Origin of the sequence: Microbacterium sp. MYb72 (assembly GCF_002979415.1) — a bacterium.
Classification (GTDB): Bacteria; Actinomycetota; Actinomycetes; order Actinomycetales; family Microbacteriaceae; genus Microbacterium; species Microbacterium natoriense.
Window position 1 is genome coordinate 39,149 of sequence record NZ_PCOT01000018.1, and the last position, 24,149, is coordinate 63,297.

The 24,149-nt window shown below is 70.0% G+C and carries 22 protein-coding genes; 14 read left to right on the forward strand and 8 right to left on the reverse strand.

The window, feature by feature from the left end; genetic code table 11:
- Nucleotides 1-231: 231 nt before the first annotated feature.
- From CQ047_RS11430 to CQ047_RS11445, 4 genes are read right to left on the reverse strand one after another with little or no spacing between them, the layout of a single operon-like run.
- Complete coding sequence (locus CQ047_RS11430) at nucleotides 232-1,242, reverse strand: hypothetical protein (RefSeq protein ID WP_105675307.1); 1,011 nt, start codon at nucleotides 1,240-1,242, stop codon at nucleotides 232-234.
- Nucleotides 1,239-2,474: a sensor histidine kinase gene (locus tag CQ047_RS11435; protein ID WP_105675309.1), complete on the reverse strand. Its 1,236-nt coding sequence runs from the start codon at nucleotides 2,472-2,474 to the stop codon at nucleotides 1,239-1,241. The genes CQ047_RS11430 and CQ047_RS11435 overlap by 4 nt, the downstream gene beginning before the upstream one ends.
- Complete coding sequence (locus tag CQ047_RS11440) at nucleotides 2,464-3,126, reverse strand: response regulator transcription factor (protein WP_105675312.1); 663 nt, start codon at nucleotides 3,124-3,126, stop codon at nucleotides 2,464-2,466. The genes CQ047_RS11435 and CQ047_RS11440 overlap by 11 nt, the downstream gene beginning before the upstream one ends.
- Nucleotides 3,127-3,170: 44 nt before the next feature.
- Nucleotides 3,171-4,397 carry a class I SAM-dependent RNA methyltransferase gene (locus tag CQ047_RS11445; protein WP_105675314.1) on the reverse strand — a complete coding sequence of 409 codons (1,227 nt, stop codon included), beginning with the start codon at nucleotides 4,395-4,397 and terminating at the stop codon, nucleotides 3,171-3,173.
- Nucleotides 4,398-4,420: 23 nt separating this feature from the next.
- Here CQ047_RS11445 and CQ047_RS11450 point away from each other — a divergent pair, with 23 nt between their 5' ends.
- Both CQ047_RS11450 and CQ047_RS11455 read left to right on the forward strand, forming a co-directional pair.
- A complete protein-coding gene (locus CQ047_RS11450; RefSeq protein ID WP_105675397.1) occupies nucleotides 4,421-5,059 on the forward strand; it encodes a nucleoside triphosphate pyrophosphatase in 639 nt (212 codons plus the stop codon).
- A 77-nt stretch (nucleotides 5,060-5,136) separates the two neighbouring features.
- Nucleotides 5,137-6,903, forward strand: a complete 1,767-nt coding sequence (locus CQ047_RS11455; RefSeq protein WP_105675316.1) for a biotin carboxylase N-terminal domain-containing protein — start codon at nucleotides 5,137-5,139, stop codon at nucleotides 6,901-6,903.
- A gap of 65 nt (nucleotides 6,904-6,968) precedes the next feature.
- On the opposite strand, the gene CQ047_RS11460 is transcribed toward CQ047_RS11455, so the two are convergent.
- Nucleotides 6,969-8,423, reverse strand: coding sequence for an NAD(P)H-quinone dehydrogenase (locus CQ047_RS11460; protein WP_181155917.1), 1,455 nt, complete (start codon nucleotides 8,421-8,423; stop codon nucleotides 6,969-6,971).
- A 48-nt stretch (nucleotides 8,424-8,471) separates the two neighbouring features.
- Between CQ047_RS11460 and CQ047_RS11465 the strand changes: the two genes are divergently transcribed.
- The 3 genes from CQ047_RS11465 to CQ047_RS11475 are packed head-to-tail and all read left to right on the forward strand — an operon-like array spanning nucleotide 8,472 to nucleotide 11,258.
- Nucleotides 8,472-9,305 carry a purine-nucleoside phosphorylase gene (locus CQ047_RS11465; RefSeq protein WP_105675320.1) on the forward strand — a complete coding sequence of 278 codons (834 nt, stop codon included), beginning with the start codon at nucleotides 8,472-8,474 and terminating at the stop codon, nucleotides 9,303-9,305.
- Nucleotides 9,302-10,972, forward strand: a complete 1,671-nt coding sequence (locus tag CQ047_RS11470; RefSeq protein WP_105675322.1) for a phospho-sugar mutase — start codon at nucleotides 9,302-9,304, stop codon at nucleotides 10,970-10,972. The genes CQ047_RS11465 and CQ047_RS11470 overlap by 4 nt, the downstream gene beginning before the upstream one ends.
- A gap of 19 nt (nucleotides 10,973-10,991) precedes the next feature.
- Nucleotides 10,992-11,258, forward strand: a complete 267-nt coding sequence (locus tag CQ047_RS11475) for an HPr family phosphocarrier protein (protein WP_146114333.1) — start codon at nucleotides 10,992-10,994, stop codon at nucleotides 11,256-11,258.
- Nucleotides 11,259-11,261: 3 nt separating this feature from the next.
- On the opposite strand, the gene CQ047_RS11480 is transcribed toward CQ047_RS11475, so the two are convergent.
- Nucleotides 11,262-13,184, reverse strand: a complete 1,923-nt coding sequence (locus tag CQ047_RS11480; protein ID WP_105675326.1) for a transcription antiterminator — start codon at nucleotides 13,182-13,184, stop codon at nucleotides 11,262-11,264.
- A 165-nt stretch (nucleotides 13,185-13,349) separates the two neighbouring features.
- Between CQ047_RS11480 and CQ047_RS11485 the strand changes: the two genes are divergently transcribed.
- The 9 genes from CQ047_RS11485 (at nucleotide 13,350) to CQ047_RS11525 (ending at nucleotide 22,149) form a co-directional block, all read left to right on the forward strand.
- Nucleotides 13,350-13,667 (forward strand): PTS sugar transporter subunit IIB, encoded by a 318-nt coding sequence (locus tag CQ047_RS11485; protein WP_105675328.1) that lies wholly within the window; start codon nucleotides 13,350-13,352, stop codon nucleotides 13,665-13,667.
- On the forward strand, nucleotides 13,664-13,945 hold the full coding sequence (locus CQ047_RS11490) for an HPr family phosphocarrier protein (protein ID WP_105675330.1): 282 nt from the start codon (nucleotides 13,664-13,666) through the stop codon (nucleotides 13,943-13,945). The genes CQ047_RS11485 and CQ047_RS11490 overlap by 4 nt, the downstream gene beginning before the upstream one ends.
- Complete coding sequence (gene ptsP / locus CQ047_RS11495; RefSeq protein ID WP_105675332.1) at nucleotides 13,942-15,609, forward strand: phosphoenolpyruvate--protein phosphotransferase; 1,668 nt, start codon at nucleotides 13,942-13,944, stop codon at nucleotides 15,607-15,609. Before CQ047_RS11490 ends, ptsP begins: the two co-directional genes overlap by 4 nt.
- 11 nt (nucleotides 15,610-15,620) lie before the next feature.
- The gene (locus tag CQ047_RS11500; RefSeq protein ID WP_105675334.1) at nucleotides 15,621-17,228 is read left to right on the forward strand and encodes a PTS mannitol transporter subunit IICB; all 1,608 of its coding nucleotides are present in this window, start codon (nucleotides 15,621-15,623) and stop codon (nucleotides 17,226-17,228) included.
- Between the two features lie 61 nt (nucleotides 17,229-17,289).
- Nucleotides 17,290-17,721: a PTS sugar transporter subunit IIA gene (locus tag CQ047_RS11505; RefSeq protein ID WP_105675336.1), complete on the forward strand. Its 432-nt coding sequence runs from the start codon at nucleotides 17,290-17,292 to the stop codon at nucleotides 17,719-17,721.
- A complete protein-coding gene (locus CQ047_RS11510) occupies nucleotides 17,721-18,878 on the forward strand; it encodes a mannitol-1-phosphate 5-dehydrogenase (protein ID WP_105675338.1) in 1,158 nt (385 codons plus the stop codon). Before CQ047_RS11505 ends, CQ047_RS11510 begins: the two co-directional genes overlap by 1 nt.
- A gap of 93 nt (nucleotides 18,879-18,971) precedes the next feature.
- Nucleotides 18,972-20,264, forward strand: coding sequence for an NAD(P)/FAD-dependent oxidoreductase (locus tag CQ047_RS11515; protein ID WP_105675340.1), 1,293 nt, complete (start codon nucleotides 18,972-18,974; stop codon nucleotides 20,262-20,264).
- Nucleotides 20,261-21,202 (forward strand): bile acid:sodium symporter family protein, encoded by a 942-nt coding sequence (locus tag CQ047_RS11520; protein WP_105675342.1) that lies wholly within the window; start codon nucleotides 20,261-20,263, stop codon nucleotides 21,200-21,202. Before CQ047_RS11515 ends, CQ047_RS11520 begins: the two co-directional genes overlap by 4 nt.
- Nucleotides 21,199-22,149, forward strand: coding sequence for an SDR family oxidoreductase (locus CQ047_RS11525; protein ID WP_105675344.1), 951 nt, complete (start codon nucleotides 21,199-21,201; stop codon nucleotides 22,147-22,149). The genes CQ047_RS11520 and CQ047_RS11525 overlap by 4 nt, the downstream gene beginning before the upstream one ends.
- A gap of 8 nt (nucleotides 22,150-22,157) precedes the next feature.
- Here CQ047_RS11525 and CQ047_RS11530 read toward each other — a convergent pair whose 3' ends face one another.
- Together CQ047_RS11530 and CQ047_RS11535 are read right to left on the reverse strand one after the other, a co-directional pair.
- Nucleotides 22,158-23,015 carry a carbohydrate kinase family protein gene (locus CQ047_RS11530; protein ID WP_105675346.1) on the reverse strand — a complete coding sequence of 286 codons (858 nt, stop codon included), beginning with the start codon at nucleotides 23,013-23,015 and terminating at the stop codon, nucleotides 22,158-22,160.
- A 27-nt stretch (nucleotides 23,016-23,042) separates the two neighbouring features.
- On the reverse strand, nucleotides 23,043-24,146 hold the full coding sequence (locus CQ047_RS11535) for a polysaccharide deacetylase family protein (protein ID WP_105675348.1): 1,104 nt from the start codon (nucleotides 24,144-24,146) through the stop codon (nucleotides 23,043-23,045).
- Nucleotides 24,147-24,149: the final 3 nt, after the last annotated feature.

Sequence of the window (24,149 nt, forward strand, 5' to 3'; positions counted from 1 at the left end):
CCAAAATACCTACAGACAACGTTTCCCCGAAGGGAGAGACTTAGGGGGACGCTTCGCGTTCGGCTGGTCTCTCTGTCCCAGGGTAGACAGACGATGATCGGCCACCAGCGGACAGTTTTCGGGTAACTGGGCCGCAACGGCGAGGGGCGGGCGGCTTCGCCGCCCCTCGCCCACTCTCTTCTCTCTCGGCTCTGACCCCCTCCCCCGATCAGAGCCGAGATGGGGGCGCCGTTATCGCGCCGCCGGGTCTCGCGGAATCTCGTGCCAGAGATCTACGGAGTCGTCGTCGCTCGACGAGCCGGCGCTGGCACGGCCCACGACCGTCACCGCGACTCTCTCGTCGTGTGCGGCGCGGACGATGACGCGATCGGCATGAGCATCCGCGAGCACCCTGGCGAGCTCATCGCGGATCTCGGCGCGACGCTCCTCCCCGATCTCGTCGAGACCGCCCTCGTCGAACACCGTCACCGCGACGCCCCGGCGCCGAGCGTCGGCGATCGCGTCGCGCACCGCGTCGTTCAGCAGATCCGCCCCGCGGAGCTCATCCCTGAGCCGCCCTTCGGCCAGCCTCGCCTCGAGGCGTTCCTCCTCCGTGAGGTCGCCGTGCGCGGCCACCGTGCGGCTGAGCACGGGACCGGCGACGGCCAGAGCGAACTGGGTGCGAAGCCGCCGTTCGCGCTGACGGACCTGCTGGGTCGCATGCCATGCGGAAACGGCCTGCTGGATGTCGGCCAGTCTCTCGGTGTCGCGGATCGCCCGATCCCAGAACAGCACGAGGAGCCGCGCCACGACGACCCACATGATCGACCCGACGAGCCCCAGGGAGAGCGAGACGAGCAGACCCAGATGGATCGACGAGACCACGACGAGCCCCAGCAGCGTGATCCATCCGATGAGGAAGCGTCGACGGACGATGCAGACGACGCCGAGCAGCCCGATGCCGCCGATGTACCACGTCGCGAACGGGGCCGTGCGGTAGGCGGCGTCCAGCGAATGGGTGGCGAGGCTCGGGATCAGGAAGCTCGACACCGCCGCGGAGACACCCGCCCAGAGCGGCATCCGCACGGTCGTGGCCGAACCCCAGAGGATCGCGATGTTCACGACGACGAGGTACACCGCGATCGCGGCGACCATCAGCAGGGGCGCGCTGGGCTGTTCGATCCACCACACTCCCCTGGCAGCGAAGTACATCGCGAAGCCGACGGCGAGCAGTGTCGCCACACTGCGCACGGTGCGGTTCATGAGCGTTCCCAGCCGAGAGTGACGACCGTGCCGGCCTCGCCGGAGTCGATCGACGCGGTTCCGGCGACGCCGGCCATGCGCGCGAGGATCGACGCGCGGATGCCGAGCCTGTCGGCCCCGATCGCCTCGATGTCGAACCCCGGGCCGCTGTCGCTGATCGTGACCCGGATCCCCTCGTCCCCGCGCCCCTCGGCGATGATGTGCAGCCCCCTGCCGCCCGCGTGCGTGACGGAGTTGCCGAGCGCCTGCCTCGCGGCGAGGACGAGCGCCCGTGCGACGCGCCCTGGAAGGAGCCCGATGCCGCCGCGCTCCTCGACGATCGCATCGGCGCCGAGCTCGGAGAGGGCTCTGCGCAGCTCCGCGACGATCTGCGCGACGGCGACCGGTTCGTCACTGCCCTCCTGGGCGACGGCCGCCTCGGTGTTGGCGAGCCTCGTGAGCGCCTCCCGCGCCATGGCGACGGCGAGATCCTTGGCGCGCTCCCCCTCCGCACGCTCAGCGGCGATCAGTGCGGCCAGCACGCTGTCGTGCATGAGCGCGGACATCGCCACGCGCTCCTCCTCCGCCGCGGCTGCCGCGGCGGCTGCGGCATAGGCCGACACCGCCCGCCCCCGGACGTCGTCGACGCCGGAGGCCACCGAGCGGAACATCCAGCCGAGGGAGATGATCACGATGCCGAGGATCAGCGTGAACGACACGTCGAACGCGGTGGTCACCCAGAACTCCCGCGAGAACTCGCCCTGCACGAGGCGCACGTAGCCGTAGACGAACGGCATCCCCGCGGCCCAGGTGAACTGGAGCCAGAGCGGGAACGCGAGCATCGCCGCCACCACTCCGACGTTGACGAGGAAGAAGATCCACGGCTGCTCCGCGGCGACCTTGATCCGCTGATCGACGACCACGGGCCAGACGGCGAGCGCGAGCACGTAGGCGACCGCGAAGATGCCCGATGTCGTGCGGACCCCGCGTCCGATCAGACAGGCGATCAGCATCGCGATGAGCGGCACGAAGACCACCAGCAGCATCGCCACCTGCGGAGCGTCCGGAAGGGACAGCGATGCGACCGCGGCGATCAATGCCTGTACGCCCAATGCGGCGGAGCCGATCGCGGCCACGGTCGCGAGGATGCGCTCCATGCGCTTGCCCGTGAACCTCTCGAAGCCGGTCTCGGCCCCGCCGGGAGAAGGGATCTTGCTCCAGGCTTCGCGGATGCTGAGCGTGTCAGCCGGCACTCGGCGCACCGCCGGCGGCCACGATTCCGTCCTCCATCGCGCGCCGGAGCAGATCGACCTTCGTCGAAGCCGGGCGCCCGACGCTGACGTACTTCACGCGGATGCGCGAGATGTTCTCCTTCGCGGTGGAGTACGCGACCCCCAGCCGTTCGGCGACCGCCTTGAGCGGCAGACCGGTGGCGTACAGGCGCAGCACCTCGCGCTCTCTGGAGGAGAGCTGCGCGTCGGCGAAGTCCCTGTCCCCGTCGACCGCACTCGCCCACTCGACGTTGTTGAGCGCTTCGCCCTGCGCCACCGTGCGGATCGCGTCGAGGACGTCGTCGAGCGCGGAGGACTTGCTCACCACTCCCGCAGCTCCGGCGGAGAGCGCTTCCCGCACAGCCGCGGGCCGATCGGCGACGCTGTGGATGACCACGCTCGCGCCGTCGTTGACCACAGCCATGACGTTCTCGGTCACGGTCGTGCCGTCTCCGAGGGTGAGATCGAGCACGACGACATCCGCCGGCGCCTCTCCTGAGGCCGCACGCCAGTCGAGGTACGAGGCGACCGTGCTGCCGGAGAAGACCACCGTCTGCTCGCCGTCACGCGCGCACGCCGCCTCGAGTCCGAGGCGGACGGACTCGTGATCATCGATGAGTGCGACCCTGCTCATCCGTCCAGCCTACTGAGTTCGTCCAGATGCTTTACGGTCTCGTGTCACCGAGTGAGAAGAGCGACCACCTCGAAGTGGTGGGAATGGGGGAAGAGATCGAAGGCCCGCAGCGTGGAGACGGTCCATCCGTGACCCCGGAACGTGCCGAGATCCCGCGAGAGGGCGACCGGATCGCATGCGACGTAGGCGATGGCGTCGGGCGCCAGCGCGTGCAGCGCGTCGACGACCGCCCTGCCCGCACCAGCGCGCGGCGGGTCGAGCACGACGGCGCCCGCGTTCGCGTTGGAGGGGAGCGACGCCAGGTAGCGGTCGACACGGGCGGTGACGGCGGTGGCGTCGATGCTCGAGAGGTTCTCGCTGGCATGGGCGGTGGCCCTCTTGCTCGATTCGACGGTGACGACGTCGGTGGCGCCGAGATCGCCCAGCGTCGCCCCGAACAGCCCGACGCCCCCGTAGAGGTCGTAGTGCGTGGATGCCTCGTCGACGTGTCCGTCGAGCACTCCGTAGACGGCAGCGTCGAGCACGGATGCGGCACGCGGATGCACCTGCCAGAAGCCGCCTGCGTCGACCTGGAAGCGACGGTCGCCGACCGTCTCGTAGACGACCTCCGGGTCGCGGCGGCGGCCGCGCTGCGGCATCCGCCCCGAGTCCTCGTGCCGGATGATCCGCACCCGCCCGTCGCCGGGCTCGACGAGATCGATGCGGCCGGGCTTGCCACCCTGGAGCGCGAGAGCGGCCTGGGCGACCGCCGGCCGCGCGAGGGGGTGGGATGACACGGGGATCACACGGTGACTGCGCGCGGCGTAGGGGCCGACGATGCCGTCGTCGTCGACGTGCAGGCTCACCCGCGTGCGCCATCCGGTGCCGTCGCCGGAGTCGACGGCCTCGATCTCGGGCGCCTCGATGCCACCGCCCGCGAACCGGTCGAGCGCCTCGGCGAGAACCTGCTTCTTCAGGGTCCGCTGGTGCGGCAGGGCGATGTGGCCGAGGTCCGCGCCGCCTGCACGGTCGTCGGGGTCGCGCGAGACGTCGGCCTCCGCCCACACGTGCGGTCGGCGATGCTCCGACGGCTCCAGAACCTCGACCGTCTCCGCGCGCCAGAAGCTGCGCGACTCATCGGTCGACGAGGGGTCGAGCCGCGCCCGCACCCGCTCGCCGGGGATCGCATCGGAGACGAACACGACGCGGCCCTCGTGGCGGGCGATGAAGGTGCCGCCGTGAGCGATCCCCGTGATGTCGAGATCGAGCAGCGGTCCTGCGGAAGAAGTCATTCTTCGAGGATACGGTGGTGGACATGCGCGTCTGCCTCGCTTCCACCTCCCCCGCCCGCCTCATGCTGCTGCGTCAGGCGGGTATCGAGCCGCTCACCCTGTCTCCCGACGTGGACGAGGACGCGGTCGCGGCAGCGGCAGCCGCCGAGCGCGGTGCGGAGCTGCCTCCGGCCGAGCTCGTGCTCCTCCTCGCCAGGGCGAAGGCCGCGGACGTCGCGCACCGGCTCACCGCTGAGGGCGGGTTCGACGGGCTCGTGATCGGCGGGGACTCGATGTTCGCGCTCGGGGGGCGCGTCTACGGCAAGCCCTACACGGCGGAGGAGGCGACCAGGCGCTGGCGGGAGATGCGCGGCGCCACCGGCATCCTGCACTCCGGTCACTCCGTGTACCGGGTCTCTCCCGGCGTGGCGCCGACGGAGGCGACGGCGGTCGCCGAGGCGTCCGTGACCTTCGCCGACGACATCAGCGATGCCGAGATCGCGGACTATGTGACGACGGGAGAGCCCCTCCACGTCGCCGGCGCGTTCACCGTCGACAGCCTGGGCGGTGCGTTCATCACCCGCGTCGACGGCGACCCGTCGACCGTGGTCGGCATGTCGCTGTCGACGGTGCGACGCCTCGCCGCCGAGCTGGGCGTGCCGTGGACCTCGCTGTGGTCGTAGCACCCCGACACGTTTCTCGTCTTTTCTTGTGGAGAGTCGTCAAATAGATCGGCGGGCTTCTCGCTAGGCTGGCAAGCATGCCTGATATCGCCAAGGTTCTCATCGCCAACCGCGGCGAGATCGCCGTACGCATCATCCGCGCCGCACGCGACTCCGGTATCGCCTCGGTCGCCGTCTACGCCGACCAGGATCGGGATGCTCTGCACACGCGGCTCGCCGACGAGGCCTATGCCCTCGGCGGAGCCACCAGCGCCGAGACGTACCTGCAGATCGAGAAGATCCTGTCGATCGCGCGCCGTGCCGGAGCGGATGCCGTGCACCCCGGCTACGGCTTCCTCGCCGAGAACGCCGAGTTCGCGCGCGCCGTCATCGGCGCTGGTATGACCTGGATCGGCCCGTCCCCCGAGGCCATCGAGGCGCTCGGCGACAAGGTCACCGCACGTCACGTCGCCGAGAAGGTGGGCGCGCCGCTCGCCCCCGGCACGCCCGGTCCGGTGTCCGGCGCCGACGAGGTCATCGCGTTCGCGCAGGAGTTCGGTCTTCCCATCGCCATCAAGGCGGCCTACGGAGGCGGCGGACGCGGCCTCAAGGTCGCCCGTGAGCTCGACGAGGTCGCCGAGCTCTTCGAGTCCGCGACGCGCGAGGCGGTCACCGCCTTCGGCCGCGGCGAGTGCTTCGTCGAGAAGTACCTCGACAAGCCGCGTCACGTCGAGACCCAGTGCCTCGCGGATGCCGAGGGCAACGTCGTGGTCATCTCGACTCGCGACTGCTCGCTGCAGCGCCGCCACCAGAAGCTCGTCGAGGAGGCGCCGGCCCCGTTCCTCACCGAGGAGCAGAACCGCCAGCTGTACGCGTCGTCGAAGGCGATCCTCAAGGAGGTCGGCTACGTCGGCGCCGGCACGTGCGAGTTCCTCATCGGCGCCGACGGCACCGTGTCGTTCCTCGAGGTGAACACGCGCCTGCAGGTCGAGCACCCCGTGTCCGAGGAGGTCACCGGCATCGACCTGGTGCGCGAGCAGTTCCGCATCGCCGCCGGCGGCACCATCGACTACGACGACCCCGAGCCCCAGGGCCACTCGATCGAGTTCCGCATCAACGGCGAGGACCCCGGTCGCGGGTTCCTGCCCCAGCCGGGCCCGATCCACGTCTTCAAGACGTTCGGCGGCCCCGGCATCCGCCTCGACTCCGGCGTCACCGCCGGAGACTCGGTCTCCGGCGCCTTCGACTCGCTCCTCGCGAAGATCATCGTCACCGGCAAGGACCGCGCCGAGGCGCTCGAGCGCTCGCGCCGTGCTCTCGACGAGTTCGAGGTCGCTGGCCTTCCCACGGTCCTCCCGTTCCACCGCAAGGTCGTGAACGACCCGGCCTTCACCGCGGAGGACGGCGTCTTCGGCGTGTACACGCGCTGGATCGAGACCGAGTTCGTGAACGACATCCCCGCCTGGGACGGCGAGCTGGAGCCGCTGGCCGAGACCAGCGGGCGCCACACGGTCGTCGTCGAGGTCGGGGGCAAGCGCCTCGAAGTCAGCCTCCCCGACCGCGTCGCCGCCGCCGTGGGCACGGCAGGGCGCCCCGCGGCTGTTCCGCCGTCGCGCCGCAGCCACTCCACGACCGTCAACGCGGGCGCCTCCGGCGACGCGGTGAAGTCCCCGATGCAGGCCACAGTGGTCAAGATCGCGGTCGAGGAGGGGCAGCAGGTCGTCAAGGGCGATCTCGTCGTCGTCCTCGAGGCGATGAAGATGGAGCAGCCCCTGCAGGCCCACAAGGACGGCGTCGTCGGCAACATCAACGCGGATGCCGGCGCCACGGTCTCCGCAGGGCACCAGCTGCTCACGATCAGCTGAGCCACCGGTACGGAAAAGGCGCCCCGCTCCGGCGGGGCGCCTTTTCCGTACCGGCGTCGGTCCGCTCAGGTGATGTTCGCGTTGACCAGGTGCATCGCGCGGCTCGCGTCGGTGATGCTGCTGGACAGCGAGGGGTAGGCCGCGAAGACGCGCGAGACCTGGTCGACCGTCAGGCGACGCTCGACGGCGACAGCGATCGGGTAGATCAGCTCCGAGGCCTTCGGCGCGACGATCACGCCGCCGATGACGGTGCCGGATCCCTTGCGCGCGATCAGCTTGACGAAGCCGTCCTTGATGCCCATCATCTTCGCGCGCGGGTTCGCGGCGAGCGGCAGCTTGTAGACGAGGCCGTCCGCGACGCCGTCCTCCACGTCTTTCTCCGAGAACCCGACCGTCGCGATCTCCGGCGCCGTGAAGATGTTCGAGGTGATCTTGATCTGCTCGAGCGGGATGACGATGTCTCCGAGCGCGTGGAACACCGCCGTGCGGCCCTGCATGGAGGCGACGGATGCCAACGGGAAGAAGTTCGTGCAGTCGCCGACCGCGTAGATGTTGGGCACGGACGTGCGTGCCACCTTGTTGACCCGGACGTGACCGGACTCGGTGAGCTCGACCCCCGCGTCCTCCAGCCCGATGCCCGCGGTGTTGGGGATCGAGCCGACCGCCATCAGGCAGTGGCTGCCGTCGACCGTGCGACCGTCGGAGAGCGTGACCGTCACGCCGTCCTTCGTGACCTCGACGCGGTCGGCACGCGCCTTGGAGAGCACCTGCATCCCCCCGCGCTTGAAGACCTTCTCCAGGACGCGCGCCGCATCCTGGTCCTCACCGGGGAGCACCTGCTCGCGGCTGGAGACGAGCGTCACCTTCGCGCCGAGGTTCATGTATGCCGAGGCGAACTCCGCCCCGGTCACACCGGAGCCGACCACGATGAGGTGCTCGGGGAGCGCCTTCATGTCGTACAGCTGAGTCCACGTGAGGATCCGCTTGCCGTCGGGCTTCGCCGAGTCCAGCTCGCGGGGAGAGGCGCCGACCGCCACCACGATGGTGTCGGCCTCGACGCGGTCGAAGTCGGTTCCGCCCTGACCGGTGGAGACGACGATCGCGTTCGCCCCCTCGATGCGGCCGTGGCCGGAGAGGATGCGGACACCCGCCTCCAGCAGGGTGGAGCGCATGTCCTCGGACTGCTGGCCCGCGAGGGCGATGAGCCGTTTGTTGACGGCGGCGAGGTTGATCGCGATCTCGGGCTTGAGCGGCTTGCCGTGCTCGCCCTTCGCGTAGAACTGCACGCCGAGGTCGCTGGCCTCGGAGATCGCGACGGCGGCGTCGGCCGTCGCGATCAGGCTCTTCGAGGGGACCACGTCCGTGAGGACGGCGGATCCTCCGACGCCGACGCGCTCGACCAGTGTCACCTCGGCTCCGAGCTGGGCGGCGGCGAGAGCCGCCTCGTAGCCGCCGGGACCGCCGCCGAGAACGGCGACGCGCTGAGTGCGCTCGAAAGTGGTGGAAGACATGGAATCCATTCTTCCGCAATCCTGGCGGGGAGCCCTCCACCTTCCTAGAGTGGATCCATGCCCGAGATTCACAGCAACCCCCTCGACGACCCCACCGCGAACCCGTTCGAGGTGGCGGCGACCGCCGCCGCCGACATCGCGCGGCTGAGCGGCGTCGAGAAGCACGACATCGCCCTCACCCTCGGCTCCGGATGGGGCAAGGCCGCCGACATCATCGGCGAGACGGTCGCGACCATCCCGGCCACCGAGGTCACCGGCTTCTCCAAGCCCGCCCTCGAGGGCCACGTCGGCACCCTGCGCAGCATCCGCACTCCCGACGGCAAGAACGTCCTCGTCATCGGCGCCCGCACCCATTACTACGAGAAGCACGGCGTCCGCCGCGTCGTCCACTCCGTCCGCACCGCCGCGGCCACGGGGGCGAAGATCATGGTCCTCACCAACGGCGCCGGCGGCATCCGCGAGACCTGGAAGCCCGGCCAGCCCGTGCTCATCAGCGATCACATCAACCTCACCGCCGACTCCCCCCTCGAGGGTGCGACCTTCGTCGACCTCACCGACCTGTACTCGACGCGTCTGCGCGACATCGCCAGGACCATCGACCCCACCCTCGACGAGGGCGTCTACACGCAGTTCACCGGTCCGCACTACGAGACCCCCGCCGAGGTGCAGATGGCGAAGCACATGGGCGGCCACATCGTCGGCATGTCCACCGCCCTCGAGGCGATCGCCGCCCGCCAGGCCGGCATGGAGATCCTCGGGTTCTCCCTCATCACCAACCTGGCCGCCGGCATCCAGAAGACGCCGCTCAGCCACGCCGAGGTCATCGAAGCCGGTCAGCTCGCCGAGCCGGTGATCACCAAGCTGCTCGCCGACGTCATCGAGGCGCTATGAGCGAGGAGCTTCTCGCCACGGCCCGTGCCTGGCTGCGTCAGGACCCCGATGCGCAGACGCGCGACGAGCTCGCCGGCATCGTCACCCGCGCCGCGAGCGGCGACGAGGCGGCAGCCGCCGACCTGGCCGACCGCTTCGGCGCCCGGCTCGCCTTCGGCACCGCAGGGCTCCGCGGCGAGCTCGGAGCGGGCAGCAACCGGATGAACCGGGTGCTCGTCGCCCAGGCCGCCGCGGGATTCGCCGCGTACCTGCGCGAGAAGTCCGATGGCCGCACGCCGACCGTCGTGATCGGCTACGACGGCCGCCGCAACTCCCGGGTGTTCGCGACGGATTCCGCCGAGATCTTCGCCGGGGCCGGCCTGCGCGCGATCCTGCTCCCCCGTCTGCTGCCGACGCCCGTGCTCGCCTTCGCGGTGCGCCACCTCGGCGCCGACGCCGGGGTCATGGTCACGGCGAGCCACAACCCGCCGAACGACAACGGCTACAAGGTCTACCTGGGCGGCGAGAATCAGGGATCGCAGATCGTCGCCCCCGCCGACGCGGAGATCGCCGCGCACATCCAGCGGATCGCGGATGCCGGCGATGTGAAGGCCCTTCCGCGGTCGTCGGCGTACGAGACGGCCGGCGAGGACGTCGTGACGGCGTACGTCGAGGCCACCGCGGCTGTCGCTCCGGCGCCCTCGACGGCGACCGGCCTGCGCTGGGTCTACACCGCGATGCACGGCGTCGGATGGGAGACGCTCTCGCGCATCCTCCGCGTCGCCGGCTACCCGCAGCCCATGGTGGTCGGCGAGCAGCTCGACCCCGACGCGACCTTCCACACGGTGTCCTTCCCGAACCCGGAGGAGCCGGGCGCGATGGATCTGGCGTTCGCGCGTGCACGTCGCGTGCAGGCGGACTTCATCCTGGCGAACGATCCGGATGCCGATCGCCTCGCCGTCGCGATCCCCGATGAGACCGCCGAGGGCGGCTGGCGTCGCCTCACCGGCAACGAGGTGGGGCTGCTGCTCGGCGCCCGTGCGGCACGCGCGGCGGCCGGAACGCCCGGCGCGTCCCTCGCGTGCTCGCTGGTGTCCTCCCCCGGCCTCGGCGCCATCGCGGCGCATCACGGACTGGACTTCCACGAGACGCTCACGGGGTTCAAGTGGATCTCCCGCGCACCGGGGATCGCCTTCGGATTCGAGGAGGCGCTGGGCTACCTCGTGAACCCGGAGACCGTCCGCGACAAGGACGGCATCTCCGCGGCGATCGCGATCCTCGGCCTGGCTGCGGAGGCGCGCGATCGGGGTGCGACCATCGCGACGCTCCTCACCGAGCTGGGCGAGACCTACGGGCACTTCGCCAGCGGCCAGGTGTCGGTGCGAGTCGACGACCTCTCCGTCATCGGCAACGTCATGCTCTCGCTGAGGACGCTGCCGCCGACCCAGATCGGCTCGCACGCGATCGCCTCCGCCGAGGACCTGCTCCGTGCCGCACCGGGGGCGCCCTCCGGAGACGTGCTGCGCTACCGGCTCGCCGACGGGTCACGCGTCATCGTGCGCCCGAGCGGCACCGAGCCGAAGCTCAAGGTGTACATCGACGCGAAGGGCGACACCGCCGACGCGGCAGCACAGGCCGTCGCCGACCTCGAAACGGGAGTCCGCGCGCTGCTCGGAGACCGCTCCTGAGCTGCCGGCGGTGGTGACGATGCAGACCAGACGGATCACGATCAGCGCCCACAACGGCATCCATGCGCGCCCTGTGGCCGAGCTGGCGCGGCTGGCGATGTCGTCCGCGCACCCTGTGATCGTCCGCACGGCTGCGGGCGCGGAGGCCGACCTGAGCAGCGTGCTCGCGGTGATGGACCTCGCCCTCGGCGAGGGCGACGTCGTCGAGCTGGAGACGGCGGATGCCCCGGCATCCGCCGCCCTCCTCGACTCGATGGCGGCCGTGCTCGACCCTCGAGATCGGTGATCGTCAGCCGTCGATGACGGAGACGAGCTCGTCGAGGAACGACTCGAACGTCGTGCCCCTGCGGACGATCCTCTGCACGCTCTCGCGTTCGCTGAAGACCTCGACGAGCTGCTCGAACACGGTCTGGAATGCAGCGCGGTCGCTCTCGCTGAACGCGGCGAGGGCGACCACCTGCACACGGCCGTCGCCCCACGCCACCGATCCGTCGGCGACACCGATCGCGATCGCGGTGCGGATCGCGGTCATCTGCAGCGCGTGCGGGACGGCGAGCGCGTCGGTGAACGCCGTGGACGACATGCGCTCGCGCACGATCGTGTTCTCGACGTAGTCCTCGCCAATCAGTCCGCTGCGCACGAGCCGATCGCCGAGGCGGCGGATGATCTGCTCCTCGCCCTCGTCGGGGAGTGGGTGCACGAACGCCTCGGCGTCGAAGTAGCGCGACAGCTCCTCGCGGAGCCTGTTGAGACGCCTCGCTCTCCTCAGCCGCGCCGCCGCCTGCTGCACGCGTTCGGCGTCGGTGTCGGAGAAGAACGGGTGGATGCGGACGAACCGCTCCCCCGCGATCCCCGGCTCGATCGTGCTGAGGACCAGGTCGGTCCCGAAGGACGCCCAGTCGGGGTCGACGCTGGTCACGACGCTGGTCACCTCGATCGAGGACCCCAGCGATCGGTCGACGCTGGAGCGGAGCAGCTCGTGCAGCTCGTAGTAGCCGGGGCAGACGATGGTCGCGGTGAGGATCGACGCCGCCGCACGGCTTCGTTCCAGTCGCCCGCCGACGTGCATGGCGATGTAGGCGATCTCGTCGTCGTGGATGGGCGATCCCACCCGGTCGTGCAGCCCGCTCGCGATCGAGACCGCGACCTCGAAGATCATCGGATACGTCGACTTGAGCGATCGCGTGAGCGGGTTCCGCGACAGCGCCTGCGTCTCGGCGCGGCGGAGCAGATTCTGGATGTGCAGCGCGAGCCGGAGCACGAAGGTGTCATCGACGAGGTCGAGCTGGTACTCGGATGCCGCCCGCTGCAGCTCCTCGCGCACGGCCCGCTCGACGCGCGGCTCGACGCCGCTGCGTGCGACGTCTCTGGTGGCCGTGTCGCCGGGGGCGACGACGCGCGTGAGCACGAGCGAGGCCAGGTGGGCGCTGTCGCCGTCGCCGAGCGGCACGCCGAAGTGCTCCTCGGCGAGGCGGGCGAGGACTCTCCCAACCTGGGGGATCTCGTCGCGGACCCCTTCCGCCTCCGCGGCGAGCGCATGCCCCGCCGCGACGCGGTCGGCCGCGATGGCGATGTGCAGCAGCACGTCGGATATCGCGAGCTCGTTGACGAAGTAGCCCAGCGCTCCCAGTTCGTCGACCAGCGCGGACTTGAACGGCCCGACGGCGCTCGCGTCGACCGCGTTGCCGACGAGCGCGGTGCGGAAGACCTCGGGGTGGAAGGACGCGGCATCCGACTCGTCGTGGGCGAGCCTGCTGATCAGGCGGCGCCGCGCCTCCTCCGAGCCGCGGAGCCTCACCTGCTCGCGGTCCCGCTCCAGGGAGAGCCCTGAACCGTCGAGAAGGCCGCGCACCCTGGTGAGATCGGCCTCGAGCGTCGCCTCGCTGACGTGCAGCCGGTCTGCGGCCTGGAAGACGTCGATTCCACCCGCGTCGTCCAGGAGCATGCGCACCACGGCGTGCAGGCGATGCCGCGGGGTGCTCTCGGCGCCCGTGCGGGTGCGGAGAGCATCGCGTGCGGATGCCCCTGCCCGGTATCCGGCGGGACCCGACTCGACGGCGTCCGCGCCGGCGACTCTCGCGTTGAGAGCCGCCACGTAGGAGCGGATGCTGCGCGGGGTGACGCCGACCTGATCGGCGAGACTCGCCGCCGTGACCCAGGTGTCATGACGGAGCAGGGTGGTGAGGAGCTGGTCCTGACGCTGGCGCGACATGTTCCTCCGATCCTCACTCGCGGGTGACGGCCCTGTCCCGCGCATCCCATGATGTCAGCATCCGGGGAGCCGGGGGCGGAAGGCGACGTTCCGCGGGGGCGGAAAGGTTCGTGTTGGCCGCGCACCCCCATCGGCTCACAGACTGTTCTCAGGAAGGCGGAATCAATGAAGATCCTCGTGATTTGCGGTGCGGGCGCGTCGAGCACCTTCGTCGCGCAGCGTCTTCGCCGCGCGGCCGAGGCTGCGGGACTCGACTGGGAGACCTCTGCGGGCACCGCTCAGGCGGTCACCGAGTCCAGCGCCGACCTGATCCTGGTCGGACCGCACCTGAAGGACCGCGCCGCCGATCTGCAGGAGGTCCTGCCGATGCCGGTCGCCGTGCTCCCCGACGACGTCTTCTCCGACCGCGACGGGCGCCGCACGCTCGCGCTCGTCCGCGCCCTCCTCGCTGACAACCGCACCTCTTCGGAAGGAAGATCATGACCGCCACACGCACCGTACGGATCGGCTCATCCCACGGCCTGCACGCCCGCCCCGCGAAGCTGTTCGCCCAGGCGGCGAAGGACTCGGGCATCGCCGTCACGATCGCGAAGGACTCGGGCAAGGCCGTCAACGCCGCCAGCATCCTCGGGGTGATCGCCCTGGCGATCGAGTTCGGCGACTACGTGACCCTCACCGCCGACGGCGAGAACGCCGAGGGCGTGCTCGACACGCTCACGGAGCTGCTGACCACCGACCACGACCAGGAGAGCGCCGGATGACCGAGCTCAGAGGAGTCGGGATCGGCCTGGGCGTCGCCCAGGGCCCCGTGGTGCGCATGACGGAAGCCATGCCCGCGCCGCAGAACACCGCGAGCACCCTCGGCGCGGACGCCGAGCGGACGCGCGCCCGCGAGGCCGTCGCCGCCGTGGCGCAGGAGCTGACCGCCCGAGGCGCGACCGCAGGAGGATCGGCGCAGGAGGTGCTCGAGGCCCAGGCGATGATCGCCGAGGACCCGACCCTCCAGGACGAGATCGACGAGCGGCTGAACGCCGGCGGCACCGCGGAGTGGGCTGTGCACGACGCCTTCGCGGGCTTCAGAGCGACTCTGGAGGCCGTCGGCGGCTACCTCGGCGAGCGCGCCGCAGACCTCGACGACATCGCCCAGCGGGTGCTCGCGCGGCTGCGCGGGGTCGATGCCCCCGGCGTGCCCGACCCCGGTCACCCGTTCGTCCTGGTCGCCCGCGACCTCGCTCCCGCTGACACCGCTCTGCTCGACCTGGAGAAGGTGCTCGCCCTCGTCACGTTCGACGGCGGGCCGACGTCGCACACGGCGATCCTGGCCAGGGAGAAGGGCATCGTCGCGATCGTCGGCGCCGCAGCGGCCGCAGACCTCGCCACCGGCCAGACGGTCATCGTCGACGCCGCAGCCGGGATCGTCACGGCCGACCCGAGCGACGAAGAGAAGAACCGCGCCGCCGAGCGCGCCGCCGCACGCCTCTCGGCGGATGCGGCACCACTGACTCCCGGCGCCCTCGCCGACGGCACGCGCATCGCGCTGCTGGCGAATCTGGGAAAGCCTGCAGACGCGGCCGATGCCGTCGCGCGCGGGGCCGAGGGCGTCGGGCTCTTCCGCACGGAGTTCCTGTTCCTCTCCTCGGCGCAGGCTCCGACGATCGCGCAGCAGCGCGAGTCCTATCGCGAGCTGCTCGCGGCGTTCCCCGGCAAGAAGGTGGTCGTGCGGATGCTCGACGCGGGCGCCGACAAGCCGCTGGCGTTCCTCAACGACTCGCACGAGGAGAACCCCGCACTGGGGCTTCGCGGCCTGCGTGCTCTGCGCGCCAGCGAGGACATCCTGCGTGAGCAGCTCACGGCACTCGCGGAGGCGGATGCCGAGACCGACGCCGACCTCTGGGTCATGGCGCCGATGGTCGCCACCGTCGAGGAGACCGTGTACTTCACGACCCTCGCGCGTGAGTACGGGCTGAAGACGGCGGGAGTGATGGTCGAGGTGCCGTCGAGCGCGCTGCTCGCCGATCGGGTCCTGGCGCACGCGGACTTCGCCTCGATCGGCACGAACGACCTCACGCAGTACACGATGGCCGCCGACCGCCTGCTCGGTTCGGTGGCGGGCTTCCAGGACCCCTGGCACCCCGCCGTGCTGCGCCTCGTGCGCGAGGTGGGCGCCGCCGGCGCCCGGCTGGGCAAGCCCGTCGGGATCTGCGGAGAGGCCGCGGCCGATCCGCTGCTCGCCGTCGTGCTCATCGGCCTGGGAGCGACGAGTCTCTCCATGGCTCCGTCTGCCCTGGCCGACGTCCGTCGCATCCTCGCCACACGCACCCTCGACGAGGCGCGCAGCCTCGCCGAGGCCGCCCTCGCCGCAGACGATGCGGCATCCGCCCGAACCGCCGTGACCACCCTCGCGGCTACCCTCCCTCAACACTGAAAGAGACCATCATGACGACGACGTCACCGGCTGCCACAACGCGCAGCCTCCGAACGGGCGTGCAGCGCTTCGGCACGTTCCTCTCGGGCATGATCATGCCGAACATCGCGGCATTCATCGCCTGGGGCTTCATCACCATGCTCTTCATCGCAGTCGGGTGGTTGGGCAACTGGCACCCGGTGTCCGACATCCTCGGCGGTTTTGGAAACGCCGACCTCATCGGCTGGCAGGGGGCGATGACGGCGCTGGCGACGACCGAGGACGGCACGACCTTCCCGCAGTACGTCGGGTTGGTCGGCCCGATGATCACCTACCTGCTTCCGCTCCTCATCGCCAACACCGCCGGCCGCATGGTCTACGGCGAGCGCGGCGGCGTCGTGGCGACGATCGCCACGATGGGCGTGATCGTCGGCACGAACATCCCGATGTTCCTCGGCGCGATGATCATGGGGCCCCTCGCCGGGTGGCTCACCAAGAAGATGGACAAGATCTGGGAAGGCAAGATCAAGGCCGGCTTCGAGATGCTGGTGAACAACTTCTCTGCCGGAATCCTCGGAATGCTGCTCGCGATCGCCGGGTTCTTCGCCTTCGGGCCGATCATGATCGCGATCAGCTCCTTCCTCGGCGGCATCGTGGACTGGCTCGTCGGCCACAGCCTGCTTCCTCTGCTCTCGATCATCGTCGAGCCGGCGAAGGTCCTGTTCCTGAACAACGCGATCAACCACGGCGTCTTCACCCCGCTCGCCCTGCAGCAGGCCGAAGAGACGGGCAAGTCCATCCTCTTCCTCATCGAGGCGAACCCCGGGCCCGGTATCGGACTGCTGCTCGCATTCACCTTCTTCGGCATCGGGGAGGCGAGGGCTTCTGCTCCGGGCGCGGCGATCATCCAGTTCTTCGGCGGAATCCACGAGATCTACTTCCCGTACGCGCTCAGCAAGCCGATGACGATCCTGGCGCTGATCGCCGGCGGAGCCACTGGTGTCACCACCAACATGGTCCTCGGTGGCGGGCTCTCGTTCCCTGCGGCTCCCGGCAGCATCATCGCCGTGTTCTTCGCGGCATCCAATCCCGCCGCCGGCGGCGTCGGCAACGTGCTCATCGTGCTGCTGTCCGTGCTGCTCGCCGCTGCGGTGACCTTCCTGCTCACCGCAGTCATCCTTCGGGCCTCTCGTAAGCGGGATCTCGAGGCCGAGGACAACTTCGGCGCAGCCATCGCGCAGACCGAGGCGAACAAGGGCAAGTCCTCGGCGGCGATGGACGCATTGCGCGGTGCCGCCGCCTCCGCGACGTCCGAGTCCTCGACGACCGCAACGCTCACCGCTCCGATCTCGAAGATCGTGTTCGCGTGCGACGCCGGCATGGGGTCCTCCGCCATGGGCGCGAGCGTGCTGCGCAACAAGTTCAAGAAGGCGGGCATCGAGGACCTCACGATCATCAACCAGGCGATCGCGAACCTCGACGGCACGGCCGATGTGGTCATCACCCAGCAGCAGCTGACCGACCGCGCGAAGGCGCAGTCCCCGAACTCGCTGCACGTCTCCGTCGACAACTTCATGAACTCTCCGAAGTACGAAGAGGTCGTCGAGATGGTCCAGGAACAGCGCGCTTCCGACGCGTGACAGACCGGCGGGGCGGATGCTGCGGCACCCGCCCCGCCACCACACTCAGAAAGGAATCACCATGAGCGTTCTCACCCCCGGACAGGTCCGCATCCACGCGGGGTCCGTCTCGCAGGAGGCGGCTCTCCAGGAGGCCACCGACATCCTCGTCTCCGTCGGCGCGGTGACGCCCGCCTACGTCGATGCGATGCGTCAGCGCGAGGAGACCGTGTCCACGTTCATGGGCAACGGCCTGGCGATCCCGCACGGCACCAACGAGACGAAGGACGAGATCCTCGCCTCCGCCCTGTCCGTCGTGCGCTACGACGGCGGAGTCGACTGGGCGGGAGAGCAGGCCAACTTCGTGGTGGGCATCGCCGGCAAGGGCGACGAGCACCTCGAGATCCTCTCCCAGATCGCGATCCTGTTCTCCGATGACGACGAGGTCGCGAAGCTCGCGGCGGCGCAGACGGCCGACGAGCTGTACGCCCTCCTCTCGGCGGTGAACGCCTGATGAAGGCGGTCCACTTCGGCGCGGGCAACATCGGCCGCGGATTCGTCGGACTGCTGCTGCACGACGGCGGATACGAGATCGTGTTCTCCGACGTCGCCGACGAGCTCGTCGACGCGATCAACGCGGCCTCGGAGTACACCGTGCACGAGGCCGGCCCCGGCGGAGTGGATCACATCGTCACCGGCTTCCGGGCGGTCAACAGCCGTCTGGACCCGGATGCCGTCGCCGACGAGCTCTCCACGGCGGACGTCGCGACCACCGCCGTCGGCCCCACGGTTCTGCGATTCGTGGCTCCGTCGATCGTCGCGGGGCTCCGTCGCCGCAACGCGGACGCTCCTCCGCTGCAGATCATGGCCTGCGAGAACGCGATCGGCGCCACCGACCAGCTGCGCGCGGAGGTCGAGAAGGCCGCGGGGACGGATGCCGCGGAGCTCCTGGCGAAGGCCGTGTTCGCGAACACCGCCGTCGACCGCATCGTGCCCGCTCAGGCGCCGGGGCAGGGCGTCGACGTCACGGTGGAGCCGTACGTCGAGTGGGCGATCGAGGCGGGGCCCTTCGGCGACTCCCGTCCGTCGATCCCCGGGGCGCACTTCGTCGACAATCTCGCTCCGTACATCGAGCGCAAGCTCTTCACGGTCAACACCGGCCACGCGGCGACGGCCTACTTCGGCGCCCGCGTCGGCGCCACCTCGATCGCCGCGGCGCTGGCGGATCCCGATGTGGCGAGAAGCGTCGAAGCCGCCCTGGAGGAGACCTCTGCCGTCCTGACGGCCGAGCACGGGCTCGACCCGGCCGATCTCGCCGCGTACCGGGCGAAGATCCTGGAGCGCTTCCGCAACCCCGAGCTGGAGGACAGCGTCGACCGCGTCGGTCGTCAGCCCCTGCGCAAGCTCTCCCGCCACGAGCGCTTCATCGGCCCCGCCGCGATGGCGAGCGAGCGCGGCCTCTCCACGGCGGGGCTCGTCGCCGCGGTGTCGGCTGCACTCGAGTTCGTCGAACCGGCCGATCCGCAGGCTGTGGAGCTGCAGCAGAGGCTGCATGACGAGGACGCCACGGCGCTGACCGCCGAGGTCACCGGACTCGATCCCGAGCATCCGCTGTTCCGCTCGATCCGGGATGCCGTGATCGCCCGCCAGGGGCAGCTCGGCGTCGTCTAGAGACTTCCTCCTGTGCTCCAGCCGGGGCGGTGCGATACGGTTACGATCGATTCACCGGACCCGACCGGAGCACAGCGATGTGCAGGGAGACTCATGAACACGTACGCCGTCATCGGCGCGGGGCCCTCCGGACTCGCCGCCGCCAGAGCCCTGACCAGCCGTGGAATCCCGGTCGACGGCTACGAGGCCTCGCACGGGGTCGGCGGCCTCTGGGACATCTCGAACCCGCGCAGCACCATGTACGAGTCGGCGCACCTCATCTCCTCCCGGACGACGACCGAGTTCGCCGAGTTCCCGATGCGCTCGGACGTCGACTACCCGGGCCACCGGGTGCTGCTCGAGTACTTCCGCGAGTACGCCGAGCACTTCGGGCTCACCGGTCTCTTCCGCTTCGAGACCAGGGTCACGCGTCTCGAGCCGCGTGACGGCGGCTGGGATCTCACCGCCACAGGTCCCGACGGGACGAGCACCCGCTGGTACGCGGGAGTCGTCCTCGCGAACGGCACCCTCGCCGAGCCGAACGTGCCAGCCTTCCCCGGCGAGTTCACCGGGGAGATCCTGCACACGAGCGCGTACAAGAGCGCGGCACAGCTCGCCGGCAAGCGCGTGCTGCTGATCGGGGCGGGCAACTCCGGCTGCGACATCGCCGTGGATGCCGTGCACCACGCGGCATCCGTCGACATGAGCGTCCGCCGCGGCTACTACTTCGTCCCGCGCTACCTCTTCGGCAGGCCCAGCGACACACTGAACCAGGGGCGCCCCCTCCCCGCGCGCATCAAGCAGGCCGTCGACACCCGCGTGCTGAGGGCGTTCACGGGAGACCCCGTACGGTTCGGATTCCCGAAGCCCGACTACCGCATCTACGAGTCGCACCCGATCGTGAACACGCTGATCCTCAACCACCTGGGGCAGGGCGATCTGCGTGTCCGTGCCGACATCGAGAGGTTCGACGGCCCGGTCGTGCGCTTCCGCGACGGGAGCACCGGAGAGTACGACCTGCTGATGCTGGCGACCGGCTACACGCTCGACTACCCGTTCGTCGACAAGACGCACCTGCACTGGCGCGGCGCCTCGCCGCGTCTGTTCCTGAACCTGTTCCCCGCCTCGTTCAACGGACTCTACGTGATGGGCATGATCGAGGCGTCGGGCATCGGCTGGCAGGGGCGCTACGAGCAGGCCGATCTGCTCGCCGCCTACCTGGATGCCGTCGAGACCGACCCCGCGCGCGCCGCGCGGTTCCGCGACCGCGTGACTGGCACACCGTGGCCGGACCTCACCGGCGGGTACCACTACCTGGGCCTGGACCGCATGGCGTACTACGTCAACAAGGACGCCTACCGCGGAGCCGTCCGCCGCGAGAAGGACGCGCTGGAGGCGGGAGCATGAACGTCGACGACGTCGTGCTGACGTTCTCCCCCGGGTCCCTCACCATCCTCAACATCGTCCTGGGCCTCATCATGCTGGGCATCGCGCTGGACACCTCCCCCGAGGACTTCCGGGTGGTCGCCAAGCATCCGAAGCCGTTCGTCATCGCGATCCTCGCGCAGCTGCTCCTGCTTCCCATCGCGACCTTCCTGCTCACCCTCGTGCTTCCCGTGGCGCCGTCGATGGCGCTGGGGATGCTGCTCGTGGCCTGCTGCCCACCGGGCAACATCTCCCAAGTGCTCACGCACCGCTCCGGGGGCAACGTCGCGCTGTCGGTGTCACTCACCGCGGTGGGCAACCTCGTCTACATCGTCGCCATGCCCCTGAGCATCACGTTCTGGGGGTCTCTGCACCCGACGGCCCGCACGCTGCTCCGCTCCGTCGAACTCGACCCGTGGCGGATGCTCGTCGAGATCCTGCTGATCGTCGGTCTGCCGTTCGCGGCCGGGCTCCTGATCCGCGCGAAGCTCCCCGCACTCACCCGACGGGTGCAGCCCTTCGTGAAGTGGTTCAGCCTGCTCGCCCTGCTCGGCTTCATCCTCGTGGCGCTCGTGGGCAACTGGGCGGTCTTCGTGCAGGTGCTCGGGATCATCCTGCTCGTCGTCACTGTGCACGACGCGGTGGCGCTGGCACTCGGCTACGGCACGGCCGTGGTCGGCGGACTCGGCACCCGGGAGCGCAAGGCCATGACCTTCGAGGTCGGCATCCGCAACGCCGGTCTCGGTCTCGGACTCGTTTTCCTGTTCTTCGACGGTCTCGGCGGCATGGCGATCGTCGCGGGCTGGTGGGGCATATGGGACATCATCGCCGGCCTCGTGGTCGCCGGTCTCTGGGCCCGGCACACGAAGCGTCGAACCGGCTCCGCCACCGGAGACGCGACGCTGAAGGCGGCGTCATGAGCCGGGTGCTCGTCACCGGGGGCGGCGGGTTCCTCGGGTCGCACGTGGCCGCGGCTCTCGCCGCTCGCGAGGACGTCGAGCTCGTCGTCTCCGCCGATGTCCGCGCCGGAACTCCGCGCGACGGCATCGTCGACGAAGTGCTGGACGTCACGGATGCCGACGCGATCGCGCCCGTGCTGCGGGCGCACCGGATCGACACGGTGGTGCACCTCGCCGCCATCGTCAACCCCGGACGCGACGTCGAGCTCGAGTACCGCGTCGACGTGACCGGCTCCGCCCAGGTGCTCGCGGCCTGCGTCGAGACCGGTGTGCGCCGGATCGTCGTGTCCAGCTCCGGGGCGGCCTACGGCTACCACCCTGACAACCCGGACTGGATCGACGAGGACCAGCCGCTGCGGGGCAACGATGCCTTCCCGTACTCGCGGCACAAGCGCCTGGTCGAGGAGATGCTCGCCTCCTACCGAGACGCGCACCCTGAGCTGGAGCAGGTGGTGTTCCGCATCGGCACCATCCTCGGTCCGACCGTGCGCAACCAGATCACCGCGCTCTGGGACGGCCGGCGCCTCCTGCGCATCGCCGGCTCCGACTCCCCTTTCGTGTTCGTCTGGGTCGACGACGTGGCCGCAGCGATGGTGCGCGCGGCGACGGACGGCCCTGCCGGGATCTTCAACGTCGCCGGAGACGGACGGATGACGGTGCCCGAGATCGCCGCACGACTCGGCAAACCCCTGCTGGTGCTGCCCGCCTGGGCGTTGTCGGCCGCCCTGCGGATCGGAAGGACGCTGCGGCTCACCGAGCACGGCCCGGAGAAGGTGCCGTTCCTCCGCTACCGTCCGGTGCTGGCCAACGCACGGCTGAAGGATGTCTTCGGGTTCGCTCCCTCACGCACGTCGGCCGAGGCTTTCGAGGAGTACCTCGCGACGCATCCGGGGGTCGCTCGCCGCTGACGAGCGGATCAGCCGAGCACGGCATCGAGGAGCGGATGCAGGTGTCTCGTGCCGAGCACCGTCGCCGCCGACCGCGCCCCGGCTGCCAGCGCCTCCGGAACCGCAGCGCCCGACAGCCGCGCGTCGAGGACGCCCGCGAGGAACGCGTCGCCCGCGCCGTTCGTGTCGACCACGTCAACGGGCTCCGCCGCCACACGGTGCTCGACGCCATCGGCATCCACCCCGACCGCACCGTCAGCGCCGAGGGTGCACACTGCGAGTCCAGCGCCGCGATCGATGCACGAGCGCAGGAAGGCGACAGGATCGGCGAGCCTGTCGGCATTGCAGAAGACGGCATCCGCCGCCTCCAGGAAGGGCCGGTGGAACTCCGCCTCGCCGTCGTAGTCGTGCACGTCGACCCAGAGCGGTCGTCCGCTCTCTCGGGCGAGGGGCAGCATCCGCAGCGGCTCGGCGGCGAGATCGAGCACGATCGCATCGGCTGCGGCCATCGCGGCGCGCAGCTCGTCGTCATGGTCGCCCTCGGTGGCGGCGGGGGTCGAGAGATACAGCGAGACCCGCGCGCCCGCTCGGGTCATCAGGTTGATGTGGCGTTCGGTCGTACCGATCCCCCAGCGCACCGGTACTCCGGCAGCGTTCAGCGCGGCGCGCACACGGTCTCCGTGCTCGTCAGCCCCCGCCTGCGCGCAGAGCAGCACGGAGCGACCGAGCCCGGTGAGACTCAGCGCCTTCCCCGCGCTGGTGCCGCCGACGGTGTCCCAGCTCGCCTCGGCGAACTGCATGTGCGGCACCGGTTCGGGGAGCCTGTCGAGCACCACGATCGAGTTCCAGGATGCGGGACCGGCGATCACGACGGAGGCGGAGGACATGCCCCCATCCTGCCGCAGCGGGCGCACTCAGCCGATGCGCTTGATCAGCGAGTCCACCGTCATCCCGTAGTCGATCCGCACCACCGGCAGCGCGAGCTTGTCGGTGCCGATCCCCACGAGTCCCGGCTCGATGGTGCGGGCCATCTCGTAGCCCGCCTGCGTCACGCCCTGCTTCGCCGTGTCGTTGTAGTGCCCGTACGGATAGGCGATCACCTGACGCACGCCGAGGATGTCCCCCGAGGTGTTGAGATCGGCGGCGATCTGATCCGCCGTCCAGTTGACCATGCGACCCTTGCCGTTGTCGCCGGCCTGATGCATGTCGTGGGTGTGCGAGCGCCGCTGCACGTAGATCGACGGAGCGGGGTCCTGGCGATAGGCCGTGATCATGAACGACGTCGACAGCAGCTTGTACTTGTCGATCACCGGGACGGCCAGATCGAACCAGGTCTGGTCGGCGTCATCGTCGGTGATGATCACGGAGCGCGCAGGCAGATAGAGCTTCCCGTCGATGAAGGCGCTGAGCTCATCCCACGTGGGGAGGTAGAAGCCGGTCGTCGCGATGTGGTTCATCTGCGCGTCGAAGTCGCCGATGTACGCGTAGTTGCCGCGCAGCCAGCCCTTCTCCCCCTCGGGGTTCGCCGTGAACTGGTGGTACATGAGGATCGGGATCTTCGCGTTCTCCGCGACGTTCTCCTCCGGCGTCTTCCACGAGGCGAACAGCTCGACCTGCTGGTCGGTACAGACCACGGGATCGGCGCCGTTCACGCGGGCCGCCGGGTCGAACGCCGCCGCTGCTGCCGCCGTGGGGTACCAGCCGGCGAACACCTTCCCCTCGATCGCCGGGATCGGGAGGTTCTGATACAGCGCTGCCTGCGACTGCAGCAGGGGATCGGCCGGCGCGCCCTCTCCCGAGAACGTCACCGCGCACGCCTGCGGATCGTCGGCATCGGCGACCAGCTGCTGGGCAGGGGTGAGCGGATGCTCGATCACCCCTGCCTCCGCGCGCGGAACGGGCTCCTCGGGAGCGCGACCAGCGATCCAGGCGTAGGCCCCGGCCGCTCCCCCTCCCAGGAGCACCACCGCGGTGATGATGAATACGACGACCTTGCGCTTGCGCTTCCCCCCGGCCATCGT